The sequence below is a fragment of the Enterobacter sp. J49 genome (assembly GCF_002148625.1).
Lineage (GTDB): Bacteria > Pseudomonadota > Gammaproteobacteria > Enterobacterales > Enterobacteriaceae > Enterobacter > Enterobacter ludwigii.
The window spans coordinates 121492-136212 of the sequence record NZ_MWPY01000020.1 but is presented as its reverse complement, the minus strand read 5'-3'; the positions used below and the strand labels follow the sequence as shown (position 1 = coordinate 136212).

10 protein-coding genes and 1 tRNA gene are annotated in these 14721 nt (G+C 56.4%); 7 read left to right on the top strand and 4 right to left on the bottom strand.

Annotated features, from left to right (window positions below):
• The first annotated feature begins 3 nt into the window (after nt 1-3).
• Genes spoT through recG form a run of 3 tightly spaced genes read left to right on the top strand, consistent with a single transcriptional unit; the run spans nt 4 to nt 4897 of the window.
• Complete coding sequence (spoT, locus tag BJP35_RS03860) at nt 4-2118, top strand: bifunctional GTP diphosphokinase/guanosine-3',5'-bis pyrophosphate 3'-pyrophosphohydrolase (protein WP_014168043.1); 2115 nt, start codon at nt 4-6, stop codon at nt 2116-2118.
• A 4-nt stretch (nt 2119-2122) separates the two neighbouring features.
• A complete protein-coding gene (gene trmH, locus BJP35_RS03855; RefSeq protein WP_014168042.1) occupies nt 2123-2812 on the top strand; it encodes a tRNA (guanosine(18)-2'-O)-methyltransferase TrmH in 690 nt (229 codons plus the stop codon).
• Nucleotides 2813-2815: 3 nt separating this feature from the next.
• The gene (gene recG, locus BJP35_RS03850) at nt 2816-4897 is read left to right on the top strand and encodes an ATP-dependent DNA helicase RecG (RefSeq protein ID WP_020882696.1); all 2082 of its coding nucleotides are present in this window, start codon (nt 2816-2818) and stop codon (nt 4895-4897) included.
• Nucleotides 4898-4899: 2 nt separating this feature from the next.
• Here recG and gltS read toward each other — a convergent pair whose 3' ends face one another.
• Nucleotides 4900-6102 carry a sodium/glutamate symporter gene (gltS, locus tag BJP35_RS03845; RefSeq protein ID WP_014168040.1) on the bottom strand — a complete coding sequence of 401 codons (1203 nt, stop codon included), beginning with the start codon at nt 6100-6102 and terminating at the stop codon, nt 4900-4902.
• Nucleotides 6103-6327: 225 nt separating this feature from the next.
• On the opposite strand from gltS, the gene xanP reads away from it, so the two are divergent.
• Both xanP and BJP35_RS03835 read left to right on the top strand, forming a co-directional pair.
• Complete coding sequence (xanP, locus tag BJP35_RS03840) at nt 6328-7719, top strand: xanthine/proton symporter XanP (RefSeq protein WP_047742746.1); 1392 nt, start codon at nt 6328-6330, stop codon at nt 7717-7719.
• A 119-nt stretch (nt 7720-7838) separates the two neighbouring features.
• Nucleotides 7839-9542: an AsmA family protein gene (locus BJP35_RS03835; RefSeq protein WP_086462914.1), complete on the top strand. Its 1704-nt coding sequence runs from the start codon at nt 7839-7841 to the stop codon at nt 9540-9542.
• Nucleotides 9543-9602: 60 nt separating this feature from the next.
• Here the strand turns inward: BJP35_RS03835 and yicI are convergent, their stop codons facing one another.
• Nucleotides 9603-11921 (bottom strand): alpha-xylosidase, encoded by a 2319-nt coding sequence (gene yicI / locus BJP35_RS03830; protein ID WP_047742742.1) that lies wholly within the window; start codon nt 11919-11921, stop codon nt 9603-9605.
• Between the two features lie 12 nt (nt 11922-11933).
• Nucleotides 11934-13325, bottom strand: a complete 1392-nt coding sequence (locus BJP35_RS03825; protein ID WP_020882700.1) for a glycoside-pentoside-hexuronide family transporter — start codon at nt 13323-13325, stop codon at nt 11934-11936.
• 287 nt (nt 13326-13612) lie between these two features.
• Between BJP35_RS03825 and BJP35_RS03820 the strand changes: the two genes are divergently transcribed.
• Nucleotides 13613-13707 (top strand) — tRNA-Sec (locus BJP35_RS03820).
• Between the two features lie 322 nt (nt 13708-14029).
• On the opposite strand, the gene BJP35_RS03815 is transcribed toward BJP35_RS03820, so the two are convergent.
• Nucleotides 14030-14467 carry a GNAT family N-acetyltransferase gene (locus tag BJP35_RS03815; RefSeq protein ID WP_032669531.1) on the bottom strand — a complete coding sequence of 146 codons (438 nt, stop codon included), beginning with the start codon at nt 14465-14467 and terminating at the stop codon, nt 14030-14032.
• 62 nt (nt 14468-14529) lie between these two features.
• Here BJP35_RS03815 and BJP35_RS24415 point away from each other — a divergent pair, with 62 nt between their 5' ends.
• The gene (locus BJP35_RS24415) at nt 14530-14685 is read left to right on the top strand and encodes a hypothetical protein (RefSeq protein ID WP_153852750.1); all 156 of its coding nucleotides are present in this window, start codon (nt 14530-14532) and stop codon (nt 14683-14685) included.
• Nucleotides 14686-14721 lie beyond the last annotated feature (36 nt).

The window sequence follows — 14721 nt, the reverse complement described above, 5'->3', positions numbered from 1 at the left end:
CCCTTGTATCTGTTTGAAAGCCTGAATCAACTGATTCAAACTTACCTGCCTGAAGACCAGATTAAGCGTCTTCAGCAGGCGTATCTCGTTGCACGTGACGCTCACGAGGGCCAGGCACGTTCAAGCGGTGAACCCTATATCACGCACCCGGTAGCGGTGGCCTGTATTCTGGCCGAGATGAAACTCGACTACGAAACGCTGATGGCCGCCCTGCTGCATGATGTGATCGAAGATACCCCTGCCACCTACCAGGATATGGAACAGCTGTTTGGCAAAAGCGTTGCCGAGCTGGTGGAAGGGGTCTCTAAGCTTGATAAGCTGAAATTCCGCGACAAGAAAGAGGCGCAAGCCGAAAACTTTCGCAAGATGATTATGGCGATGGTGCAGGATATCCGCGTCATTCTTATCAAACTTGCTGACCGTACCCACAATATGCGCACGCTGGGCTCACTTCGCCCGGACAAACGTCGCCGCATTGCCCGTGAAACCCTCGAAATCTACAGTCCGCTGGCGCACCGTTTAGGTATCCACCACATTAAAACCGAGCTGGAAGAGCTGGGTTTTGAAGCGTTGTACCCGAACCGCTATCGCGTGATTAAAGAGGTGGTGAAAGCCGCACGCGGCAACCGTAAAGAGATGATTCAAAAGATCCTCTCTGAAATTGAAGGTCGTTTACAGGAAGCGGGAATTCCGTGCCGCGTCAGCGGTCGCGAAAAACATCTGTACTCCATCTACTGCAAAATGGTGCTCAAAGAGCAGCGTTTTCATTCGATCATGGATATCTACGCGTTCCGCGTGATCGTCCACGACTCTGATACCTGCTATCGCGTGCTGGGCCAGATGCACAGCCTGTACAAACCGCGTCCAGGGCGCATGAAAGATTACATCGCCATTCCAAAAGCGAACGGCTATCAATCTTTGCACACCTCGATGATCGGTCCACACGGCGTGCCTGTTGAAGTGCAGATCCGCACCGAAGACATGGACCAGATGGCGGAGATGGGTGTGGCTGCACACTGGGCTTATAAAGAGCACGGTGGTGAAAGCAGTACAACCGCACAAATCCGCGCCCAGCGCTGGATGCAAAGCCTGCTGGAGCTGCAGCAGAGTGCGGGTAGCTCGTTTGAATTTATCGAGAGCGTTAAATCCGATCTCTTCCCGGATGAGATTTACGTTTTCACCCCAGAAGGCCGCATTGTCGAACTACCTGCAGGCGCTACGCCGGTCGACTTTGCTTACGCCGTGCATACCGATATCGGCCACGCCTGCGTGGGCGCGCGCGTCGACAGGCAGCCTTATCCGCTCTCTCAGCCGCTTTCCAGCGGCCAGACGGTGGAAATTATTACCGCACCGGGCGCACGCCCGAACGCGGCCTGGCTGAACTTTGTCGTGAGTTCCAAAGCTCGCGCCAAAATCCGCCAGTTGCTGAAAAACCTCAAGCGCGATGATTCTGTCAGCCTGGGGCGTCGTCTGCTCAACCATGCGTTGGGTGGTAGCCGTAAGCTGGCTGAGATCCCGAAAGAGAACATTCAGCGTGAGCTGGAGCGCATGAAGCTCGCCTCGCTTGATGACCTGCTGGCAGAAATCGGCCTCGGCAACGCCATGAGCGTGGTCGTGGCGAAGAACCTGCAGCAGGGTGATACCACGGCGATCCCGACGACGACGCAAAGCCACGGTCATCTGCCGATCAAAGGCGCGGACGGCGTACTTATCACCTTCGCGAAATGTTGCCGTCCTATCCCGGGTGACCCGATTATTGCGCACGTCAGTCCGGGTAAAGGTCTGGTTATCCACCACGAATCCTGTCGTAACATCCGCGGCTATCAAAAAGAGGCGGAGAAGTTCATGGCAGTCGAGTGGGATAAAGAGACGGCACAGGAATTTATCACCGAAATTAAGGTGGATATGTTCAACCACCAGGGTGCCCTGGCGAACCTGACGGCAGCAATCAATACGGCCTCTTCCAACATTCAGAGCCTGAACACGGAAGAGAAAGATGGCCGCGTCTACAGCGCCTTTATTCGTCTGACCGCCCGTGACCGCGTGCATCTGGCGAACATTATGCGCAAGATCCGCGTGATGCCGGACGTGATTAAAGTCACCCGTAACCGAAACTAGACTTATGAATTCAAAACGTTACGAGCGTATCTGCGAAATGCTCGCCAGGCGTCAGCCTGACCTGACGGTCTGCATGGAGCAGGTCCACAAACCTCATAACGTCTCTGCAATTGTCCGTACCGCAGACGCCGTAGGCGTGCATGAAGTGCACGCCGTCTGGCCGGGTGCCCGCATGCGAACCATGGCTTCAACTGCCGCAGGCAGTAACAGCTGGGTGTCCGTCAAAACCCACCAGACTATTGGCGAAGCCGTATCGCACCTGAAAGGTCGCGGTATGCAGGTCCTGGCCACTAACCTGTCCGCAAAAGCCGTCGATTTTCGTGAGATCGACTACACCCGCCCGACCTGTATTTTGATGGGTCAGGAGAAAACCGGGATCACCCAGGAAGCGCTGGATCTGGCGGATCAGGATATCATCATCCCCATGATCGGCATGGTGCAGTCTCTCAATGTCTCCGTGGCCTCTGCGCTCATTCTCTATGAAGCGCAGCGCCAGCGTCAGAACGCGGGCATGTACAAGCGCAGCAACAGCATGCTGCCGGAAGAGGAGCAGCAGCGCCTGCTGTTCGAAGGTGGTTACCCGGTGCTGGCTCGCGTCGCGAAACAGAAAAAACTGCCTTACCCCCACGTCAACGCGCAGGGCGAAATTGAAGCCGATGCCGAGTGGTGGGCCACCATGCAGTACGCAGGATAACCGATGAAAGGCCGTCTGCTGGATGCCATACCGCTCAATAGCCTGACGGGCGTAGGTGCGGCGCAAAGCAGTAAACTGGCAAAAATTGGCCTGCATACCGTGCAGGATCTCCTGCTCCATCTCCCCCTGCGTTATGAAGACCGCACCCAACTCTATAAGATTGGCGATCTGCTGCCTGCCATTTACGCCACCGTTGAAGGCGAAGTACTGAACTGCAATATCACCTTTGGCGGACGCCGGATGATGACCTGTCAGATCAGCGACGGCACCGGCATTCTCACCATGCGCTTTTTCAACTTCAATGCGGCCATGAAAAACAGCCTTGCGACCGGTCGCAGGGTGCTGGCCTATGGTGAAGCCAAACGCGGGAAATACGGCGCAGAGATGATCCACCCGGAGTATCGCGTTCAGGGAGATCTAAGCACGCCGGAGCTGCAGGAGACCCTGACCCCGGTTTATCCGACGACCGAAGGCATCAAGCAGGCAACGCTGCGTAAACTCACCGACCAGGCACTGGAACTGCTGGATACCTGCGCCATTACCGAGCTACTGCCGCCTGAGCTGGCTCAGGGCATGATGAGTCTGCCCGAGGCGCTGCGCACCCTGCACCGCCCGCCGCCAACCCTGCAGCTTAGCGACCTGGAAAGCGGCAAACACCCCGCTCAACGGCGTCTTATCCTTGAGGAATTACTGGCTCATAACCTGAGCATGCTGGCGGTACGGGCGGGCGCGCAGCGTTTTCATGCCCAGCCCTTAAGCCCGCGAGATGAACTCAAAGATAAGCTGCTGGCCTCACTGCCGTTTAAACCCACCGGTGCACAGGCACGCGTCACGGCCGAGATTGAACGCGATATGGCGCTTGATGTGCCCATGATGCGCCTGGTTCAGGGGGATGTGGGTTCCGGTAAAACGCTGGTTGCAGCCCTGGCTGCCCTGCGCGCAATTGCCCACGGCAGGCAGGTGGCGCTAATGGCCCCCACCGAACTGCTGGCTGAACAGCACGCTAATAACTTCCGCGCGTGGTTTGCCCCGCTTGGGATTGAAGTGGGCTGGCTTGCCGGGAAGCAAAAAGGTAAAGCGCGTCAGGCACAACAGGACGCCATTGCCAGCGGTCAGGTACAGATGATTGTCGGCACGCACGCGATTTTCCAGGAGCAGGTACAGTTTAATGGTCTTGCCCTGGTGATTATCGACGAACAACACCGCTTCGGTGTACACCAGCGTCTGGCGCTGTGGGAGAAAGGGCTGCAGCAGGGCTTCCACCCGCATCAGCTGATCATGACTGCCACACCTATCCCGCGCACCCTGGCAATGACCGCCTACGCCGATCTCGATACATCGACCATCGACGAACTGCCGCCGGGCCGTACACCGGTCACCACGGTCGCCATTCCGGACACACGCCGCAGCGATATCATCGACCGCGTGCGCAACGCCTGCACTCACGAAGGCCGTCAGGCCTACTGGGTCTGCACGTTAATTGAAGAGTCTGAACTGCTTGAAGCGCAGGCTGCGGAAGCGACGTGGGAAGAGCTGAAGCTGGCGCTGCCCGAGCTGAACGTGGGTCTGGTTCACGGGCGGATGAAGCCTACTGAGAAACAGGCGGTGATGCAGTCGTTCAAACAGGGTGAACTGCATTTGCTGGTTGCCACAACGGTGATTGAAGTCGGCGTAGACGTGCCCAATTCCAGCCTGATGATCATCGAAAACCCGGAGCGTCTTGGCCTTGCGCAACTCCATCAGCTGCGCGGCCGCGTTGGCCGCGGTGCTGTCGCCTCTCACTGCGTGCTGCTCTACAAAGCACCGCTCTCGAAAACCGCACAGATGCGTTTGCAGGTGCTGCGCGACAGTAACGACGGTTTTGTGATTGCACAAAAAGACCTGGAGATCCGCGGCCCAGGCGAACTGCTGGGCACGCGTCAGACGGGTAACGCCGAATTTAAAGTAGCAGATTTACTGCGCGATCAGGCCATGATCCCCGAAGTGCAGCGCCTCGCACGCCATATTCATGAGCGCTACCCCGAACAGGCGGCAGCATTAATTGAGCGCTGGATGCCGGAAACCGAACGCTATTCCAACGCCTGATCTCAGGCAAACATCGGCAGCATCAGGTAAAGCTTGATCACCAGCGCGTTGACGATATCAATGAAGAACGCCCCGACCATCGGGACCACCAGAAACGCCATATGCGAAGGCCCAAAACGTTCGGTGATCGCCTGCATGTTGGCGATAGCCGTCGGCGTTGCCCCCAGACCAAACCCACAATGCCCGGCCGCCAGCACTGCTGCATCGTAGTTTTTGCCCATCATGCGCCAGGTTACAAACATGGCGTAGAACGCCATAAACAGCGCCTGAACGGCCAGAATAGCCACCATCGGCAGCGCCAGTGAGGCCAGCTCCCAGAGCTTGAGGCTCATCAGGGCCATCGCCAGGAACAGCGACAGGCAGACGTTACCAAGCACCGATACGGCACGTTCAAATACGCGGTAGAAGCCCATCAGCGCCAGACCGTTACTCAGCAGCACCCCAACAAACAGCACGCACACAAACGTCGGGAGCTCGAACGCTGAACCTGCCAGCCATTGCGCAACCACTTTGCCCACCGTCAGGCAGATGGCAATCATCGCGATAGTTTCAATCAACACCAGCGAAGTGATGGTGCGTCCGACGTCGGGTTTTTCAAAGGCAGTGGGCACCAGCTCATCGTCCGGTCTTCCGTCTGGCGTACCAGAGTGCTTCACCAGATACCGCGCCACCGGCCCGCCGATCAGGCCGCCCAGCACCAGACCGAAGGTGGCGCAAGCCATCGCCACTTCGGTGGCGTTTTCAAAGCCGTAGCGCTCAGTAAACAGCTTGCTCCACGCCGCCCCGGTACCGTGGCCACCAGAGAGGGTGATTGATCCGGCCAGCAGCCCCATCAGCGGATCCAGCCCCAGCAGCGTAGCCATCCCGATACCAATGGCGTTTTGCATCACTAGCAGCCCTACCACCACGATCAGAAATACGCCGAGCACTTTGCCACCCGTCCGCAGGCTCGCAAGGTTGGCATTCAGGCCAATGGTGGCAAAGAAGGCCAGCATCAGCGGATCTTTCAGGGACATATCAAAATCAATTTCCCAGCCCATGCTTTTCTTCAGCACCAGCAGGGCCAGCGCCACCAGCAGTCCGCCGGCAACAGGTTCAGGAATGGTGTATTTCTTCAGAAGGGAAACGCTGTGTACGAGCTTACGGCCAAGCAGTAAGACCAGCGTTGCGGCAACAAGGGTCGACAACGTATCGAGATGAATCATAAAAGGCTCCTGTTATGCGCGTGTTCCATACACACGCGGCGTTATCCTGGGCCGGCTTGCGCTCGTCATGAGCCGCCGGCGCAAAAAGTGTAATTTTTTTTCTCCATGGGTTGTAGAAAACCTGCTCACAGCGGCAGATTTTCTTGTCTTTTTTTGTTGGCAATCGTTTGCTTTTACCAGGTGGTCAGATAAAATGCCCGCTTTTCCACCGTGGGATTGCCGCCGATGTCCGTTAACACCCTTGAGTCTCCCGATGCGCAACCGATTGCGCAGAAGCAAAATAGCGAACTGATTTACCGCCTTGAAGACCGTCCGCCTCTTCCTCAGACGCTCTTTGCCGCCTGCCAACACCTGCTGGCTATGTTCGTTGCGGTGATCACCCCGGCGCTGCTGATCTGCCAGGCGCTTGGTTTACCGGCTCAGGATACACAGCACATCATCAGTATGTCCCTCTTTGCCTCCGGCGTGGCGTCCATTATTCAAATTAAAGCGTGGGGGCCGGTGGGGTCTGGATTGTTGTCGATCCAGGGCACCAGTTTTAACTTCGTCGCACCGCTGATCATGGGCGGTACAGCCCTCAAAACCGGCGGCGCGGATGTTCCGACCATGATGGCGGCGCTGTTTGGCACGCTGATGCTGGCCAGCTGCACCGAGATGGTGATCTCCCGGGTACTGCACCTGGCGCGTCGCGTGATCACGCCGCTGGTATCCGGCGTGGTGGTGATGATCATTGGCCTGTCGCTGATTCAGGTTGGCCTGACCTCCATCGGTGGCGGTTATGCGGCAATGAGCGACCACACTTTTGGTGCACCGAAAAACCTGCTACTGGCCGGCGTGGTACTGGCAATCATTATTCTGCTTAACCGTCAGCGTAACCCGTATCTGCGTGTGGCATCGCTGGTGATCGCCATGGCGGCCGGTTATCTGCTGGCCTGGACGCTGGGTATGCTGCCGGAGAACACCCCGCAGACCAACAGTGCGCTGATCACCATTCCAACGCCGCTGTACTACGGCCTGGGCATAGACTGGGGTCTGCTGCTGCCGCTGATGCTGGTCTTTATGATCACCTCGCTGGAGACGATTGGCGATATCACCGCCACGTCTGATGTCTCCGAGCAGCCGGTCTCCGGCCCGCTGTATATGAAACGCCTGAAAGGCGGCGTGCTGGCGAACGGCCTGAACTCGTTTGTCTCTGCGGTCTTCAACACCTTCCCGAACTCCTGCTTCGGCCAGAACAACGGCGTGATCCAGCTGACTGGTGTTGCCAGCCGCTACGTCGGTTTTGTGGTGGCACTGATGCTGATCGTCCTCGGCCTGTTCCCGGCGGTAAGCGGTTTTGTGCAGCATATACCTGAACCGGTGCTAGGCGGCGCAACGCTGGTGATGTTCGGGACCATCGCGGCTTCTGGTGTACGTATCGTCTCTCGCGAACCGCTGAACCGCCGCGCCATCATGATCATTGCCCTGTCGCTGGCCGTGGGTCTGGGTGTTTCACAGCAACCGCTGATCCTGCAGTTTGCCCCGGACTGGGTGAAAAACCTGCTCTCTTCCGGCATTGCGGCAGGCGGTATCACCGCGATTGTTCTGAACCTCGTTTTCCCGCCTGAGAAAAATTGATCGCCCTCACGGCAGGCTGTCAACGCCTGCCGTGACATCTCTTTACACCATTCCCGCCTTGAGCATTGCGCATAAATCGTGCATAACTCCCTTATGTGCGTTTCGCGGGATGGAAGACCATGAAATTTATTGGAAAGGTACTCGTCTATCTTCTGGTGGCCCTGCTCATTGTGGTGCTGGCGCTCTATATTCTGCTCCAGACCCGCTGGGGAGCATCTCAGGCCAGCAACTGGATAACGGTGAATACCGATTACGAACTCAATTTCGACCTGATGGATCACCGCTTTTCGTCACCTTCCCACATCATTCTGGAAAACGTCACGTTTGGCCGCGACGGTAAACCCGCCACGCTGGTGGCCAGGAAAGTCGATATTGGTCTGAGTAGCCGACAGGTCACCGATCCGCTGCACATGGACACCATTACCCTGTTCGATGGCACGCTTAATCTTTCTCCTCAGACGGCACCGCTCCCGTTCCAGGCGGACCGTTTGCAGTTGGATAACATGGCCTTTAACAGCCCCAATACGGAATGGGATCTCAGCGCACAGAAAGTGACGGGCGGCGTCAGCCCGTGGCAGCCAGAAGCAGGCAATGTGCTGGGTAAAAACGCACAGATCCAGGTGAGCGCAGGCTCGCTTACCCTGAACGGCGTGCCGGCCACCAACGTGCTGATCCAGGGACAACTCAACGGCAAAGAGGTGGTGCTGAACACCATTGGTGCCGATATGGCGCGCGGTTCGCTCACCGGGTCCGCCCTGCGCAACGCTGACGGCAGCTGGATTATCGACACCATGCGTCTGAATGAGATCCGCCTGCAAAGCGATAAGTCACCGGTGGATTTCTTCGCGCCTCTGACCACCATTCCCTCGCTGCAGATTGGCCGTCTGGAAGTGACTGACGCACGCCTGCAGGGGCCGGACTGGGCGGTGACCGATCTCGATTTAAGCCTGCGCAACCTGACACTCAGCAAAGGCGACTGGCAAAGTCAGGAGGGGCGTTTGTCCATGAACGCCAGCGAGTTTATTTATGGCTCTCTGCATCTGTTCGACCCGATCATGAATGCGGAGTTCTCCCCGCAAGGCGTGGCGCTGCGCCAGTTTACCTCCCGCTGGGAGGGCGGCATGGTACGTGCTTCCGGCAACTGGCTGCGCGAGGGTAACGCGCTGGTGCTGGACGATGTCGCCATCGCCGGGCTGGAATACACTCTGCCGCAGAACTGGAAAACGCTGTGGATGGAGCCGTTACCGGAATGGCTGAACAGCCTGACACTGAAAAAATTCGGCCTGAGCCGCAACCTGGTTATCGATATCGACCCGGCCTTCCCGTGGCAAATCACCTCTCTTGATGGCTATGGTGCGAACCTGCAGCTGGCGAAAGATCGCCAGTGGGGCGTATGGGGTGGCAGCGCAACGCTGAACGGCGCGGCGGCGACCTTTAACCGCGTGGACGTGCGTCGTCCGTCGCTGGCGCTGAACGCTAACGCCTCAACGGTAAACATTACCGACCTGAGCGCTTTCACCGAAAAAGGCATTCTGGAAGCCACGGCGACGGTTTCACAGCTTCCGCCACGGCAGACCACAATCAGCCTGAACGGACGCGGCGTGCCGCTCAACGTGCTGCAGGCGTGGGGCTGGCCGGCGCTGCCCATTGGCGGTGATGGCAATATCCAGCTAACCGCCAGCGGCAGCGTGCAGGCCAACGCACCGCTGAAGCCGACGGTTAACGGGAAACTGAACGCGGTAAATATGGATAAACAGCAGGTGCAACAGACGATGACGGTGGGAGAGGTGTCGACACTATCCTCGCCCCAGCCCTCTCCCTGAAAGGAAGAAGAAGCAAACCCTTCCCTCCCCCCGTTGGGGAGAAGGTCAGGGTGAGGAAAATTAAAGGTGTACCACCACCTCATTACCCTCCGCTTTCACCACCACGCCCCACTCGCTCCCGGCCTCTGAGCCGCCTTTTACGCCACTCAGTTTCTGCACGTTGCGCAAGCAGACCGACCAGTTTCGTGCGTCACCTGTGCCGGTAATGGTCACGGTGTCGCCGCTGCGTGTGGCTTTCAGCGTAAATGCCACAGAACCGTCCGCCGCGGGCACTTCGCTCACCGCCATCGCGCCATCGCCCAGGTTAAACAGCTGGAAAGCTGTCCCTTCGTTCCAGGCGTAGTCCGGTTTCTGTTGATTGTTGCCCAACGCCAGAAGGGTGTTATCGCGCACATAGACCGGCAGGCTGCGGAAATCATGCTGCTGTTTATGCCAGCGGCTCCCCTCGATTTCATCGTTATGCCAGAGATGGGTCCAGCGCCCTTCCGGCAGGTAAAACTGCACGTCACCGGCCTCAGAAAACACCGGGGCTACCATCACCGTCTCCCCCAGCATGTACTGACGGTCGAGGTAATCGCATGCCGGATCGTCCGGGAACTCCAGCATCATCGCCCGCAGCATCGGTGTGCCATACTCGCGAGCCAGGGCAGCCTGGCGATAGAGATACGGCATCATCTGACATTTCAGCTGAGTGAAGTGACGCACCACATCACAGGACTCATCATCGTACGCCCACGGTACGCGGTAAGATTTGCTGCCATGCAGGCGGCTGTGGCTGGATAACAGCCCAAACGCGCACCAGCGTTTGTAGACGTGTGCCGGCGCGGTATTCTCAAATCCACCGATGTCATGGCTCCAGAAGCCAAAGCCGGACAGACCAATCGACAGCCCGCCGCGCAGGCTTTCCGCCATCGACTCGTAGTTGGCGTAACAGTCGCCACCCCAGTGCACCGGGAACTGTTGCGCACCTACCGACGCCGAGCGGGCAAACAGCACCGCCTCATCCGCGCCCACCGTTTCTTTCAGTACGTTCCACACCAGTTCGTTATATAGGTATGCGTAGTGGTTGTGCATCTTCTGCGGATCGGAACCGTCAAACCACTGGACGTCCGTCGGGATGCGCTCGCCAAAGTCGGTCTTAAAGCAGTCGACGCCAATATCCACCAGGCCCTTCAGCTTGTCGGCATACCACCGACACGCGTCCGGGTTAGTGAAGTCATAAATCGCCAGGCCGGGCTGCCATTTGTCCCACTGCCACAGGGAACCGTCCGGACGCTTGAGCAGGTAGCCCTTCTCTTTCAGTTCGCGAAATACCGGCGACTTCTGGCCGATGTACGGGTTAATCCACACGCAAACCTTCAGCCCTTTCTCCTTCAGGCGGCGGATCATCCCCTGCGGATCCGGGAAAGTCACCGGGTCCCACTCAAAATCACACCACTGGAAGGCCTTCATCCAGAAGCAGTCGAAGTGGAAGACATGCAGCGGCAGATCGCGCTCCGCCATGCCATCAATAAAGCTGTTCACCGTGGCTTCATCGTAGTTAGTGGTAAACGAAGTCGTGAGCCACAGGCCGAAGGACCATGCCGGGGGCAGTGCCGGACGCCCGGTGAAGCGCGTATAACGGTTCAGGACCTCTTTTGGCGTCGGGCCGTCGATCACAAAGTACTCGAGATATTCACCTTCCACGCTGAACTGCACTTTGGAGACCTTCTCGGAGCCAATTTCAAACGACACGTTTTCCGGGTGGTTCACCAGTACCCCGTAGCCGCGGTTGGTCAGATAGAACGGGATATTTTTGTATGACTGCTCGGTACTGGTGCCGCCGTCGCGGTTCCAGGTCTCGACCGTCTGGCCGTTACGCACCAGCGCGGTAAAGCGCTCGCCGAGGCCGTAGACCGTTTCACCTACGCCCAGATCCAGACGCTCAAAAACATAATTACGATCGGTACGGGTATCCTGCACGTAACCGTTGTTTTTCAGCTGACTGCCGGTAATACGCTGTCCGTTGCGCAGAAAATCCAGCGCCCAGCACTCGCCTTTGGTGACGCGTACGCTGAGGTGACCGCTTTTCAGCTCAGCAAATTCGTCATTGTTTTCAATCTCAACGTTCATCTCTTTGATGACATTCAGAGGATAGTGCGGACCGTTGTTCAGCGCGCCCTGGAAGTGCTCGATACGCACGCCGACAATCCCTTCCTGCGGGGAGAAAAGACGGACGGTGAACATCAGGGTATCGAGCTGCCAGGTGCGCTCACGCACGTCGCGCGGCGCCACGTACACCACCAGGTCATTGCCCTGCTGCTCCACGTCGAACACCTGTACCGGATACGTCACGTTCAGACCCGGTTGAATAAGCCAGTTTCCATCACTGATTTTCATACTCTCGTCCTCTTAGTTCTGTAATTCTTTACTCACCGGCAGGTTGTCAAACTCCTGCTGATTGCGGCGCGCGCCGTGTGCCAGCTCGCTCATGATTTTGGTCAGGAAGGGCGTTTTCAGGGTGTAGTAGCGTTTGGCGATGATGGCGCTCAGCACGTAGCAGACCGCCGGGGCCAGGGTGAACAGGCCGATAATGATGCTGATGGTCGCGCTGTTCTGGGTTTTAGCTGCAGCGTCATAACCCCCCCCTGCCAGCATCCAGCCGATCATCGCCCCGCCCAGCGCCAGGCCGAGTTTCAGCACAAACAGCGTGCCCGCGAAGCTGATGCCGGTAAGACGCTTGCCGTTGGTCCATTCGCCGTAGTCGACGGTATCGGACATCATGACCCACTGGATCGGCGTCACCAGCTGATGCAACACCCCAATCACAAAGATGAAGGTGAACATCACCACCGTGGCATGCATGGGAACGAAGAACATCGCCACGCTGACCACCGCCAGGGCGGCGTTGGTCCACCAGAAGATGCTGACCTTGCATTTCCAGTCGGTGAGCGGTTTCGCCAGCGCAGAGCCAATCAGGTTGCCGACACAGTAGGTGGTGAGGAACGCGACAAAGATTTCCGGTGAGCCCATGATCCAGGTGCAGTAGTACATCATCGCGCCGCCACGCACGCAGACGGCGAGGATATTAAGAATGGTCAGCACACCAACAATACGCCACTGGTCGTTGTGCCAGATATCTCGCAGGTCTTCGCGCATGGAAGTGGTGCTGGGCGGCACCTGGATGCGCTCTTTGGTGGTGAAGAAGCAGAACGCCAGCATCAGGAACGCGACCACCGACAGCACGGCGATCCCGCCCTGGAAACCGAACGCTTTGTCATCGCCACCAATCAGGTTAACCAGCGGCATCATCAGTACCGTCGAGAGCATGCCGCCCGCGGTCGCCAGCACAAAGCGCCAGGACTGCAGGGAGATACGCTGCGTCGGGTCGTTGGTGATCACACCGCCCAGGGCGCAATAAGGGATGTTAACCACGGTATAGAGCAGCGTCAGCAGCGTGTAGGTAATGGCGGCATAGATCATTTTGCCGTTGAGGCTAAGGTCCGGTGTGGTGTAGGCCAGCACGCAGACAATGCCGAACGGGATAGCTCCGAACAGTATCCACGGCCGGAATTTACCCCAGCGGCTGCGGGTACGGTCGGCGATCAGGCCCATGCACGGGTCCGAAATCGCATCCAGCGCACGTGCCAGCAGGAACATCGTGCCGACAAACCCGGCAGGAATGCCGAAGATATCGGTATAGAAAAACATCATGTACAACATAACGTTATCGAAGATGATGTGGCTGGCGGCGTCACCCATGCCGTAGCCAATCTTCTCTTTTACTGACAATACGTCGCTCATTTTTTTATCCTTCACGCTGTAGGGGGCGCTGAGACCGGTTACAGATTTTTAAACCATTGTTTCAGGAGCGGGTATTGCGTTTTCTGGTTAGCTGGTTACGTTTCTTGTTTTTTGTGATCGCGGTAAATATTGACGAGCACGAAATGCTAACCTGAGGATTTTCTTAGGAATTAACTGAAACAGGGGTGTTAAGGTCAAAAGAGAGGTGAAAAAAGTGTGCCGGGGTATGTGGTAAATGCCTGAAAGTAGCTATAATGCGCCCCGCCTCCATGTAGCAATGCAGGCGCGGAAGATCGTCATCTCCGGTGAGGTGGCTGGACTTCAAATCCAGTTGGGGACGCCAGCGTTCCCGGGCAGGTTCGACTCCTGTGATCTTCCGCCAAAATTCTTTGAAGAGATTATTCTCATATTTGTTCCACCATTAAACCCAAATAATAATTAAATCTATTCACTAAAATTTTTTATGTGACTCTTCTGCTTTTCAGTAATTCTTAAGTCATCCTTTTTAGTTTTCTCACCCACAAATATTCAGGCATTAAACTTTACCCATGTGTTTTAACTAATTAATTACGTTGATATTGATTTGTTCGGTTATATTACGGATATCATAATAGCCAAACTTTAATCGTAAGGTATAATTCCTGAACGGCAAAACGCGTTTCATTTCATATCTAACGAGTAGGATATCTGCGTTAAGTTAGCATTCACTCACCCAACCGCATATGCAACAACGGAAACGCATTCCCCTGTCCGTCGCGTTCTGAGCGCCCGACCTGCACAAACCCCATATGCTGATAAAACGCAACGCCCTGCGGGTTTTGCTCGTTTACATCCACTTCATTCGCACCAAAATGCGCAATGGCATAGTTCAGCAGCAATTTCCCTACGCCTTTTCCCCGGCTCGCATCATCCACAAACAGCATTTCAATGCGGTTTTCATCGACGCCTAAAAAGCCATGAATAACACCCGCTTCATCGCGGGCAATCATAACCTTGAGATTGGGCAGATAGGCATTGAGCAATAACGGGCGCAGGGTCGCAATATCACTTTCCTGCAAAAAATGGTGGGTGGCACGAACGGAAGACTCCCAGACTGTGACGAGACGTTCGAAGTGTGAGGGGTGTGCGGTTTCGATTTTCATGAGGGGGATCATTATAGAGCGCAGCGATTAAATCAAGTATCCAGAAGCATGGAGGCAATAAAATGAAGACCTTAAATGAAGTAATAAACTCTCGAACCTGTGAAAGTCGAGAGCGTATCAAGGAAATGGCCCGGAAGTTGGTTCAGGAGACTGGTCAACAGATAGAGCATGAAAAGCAAGAATCCCCAACAGACATTGAGAATAAAGAAACCAGCTAATCCTTCATGGTAGTTGTTCGGGTAAACCGAACAACT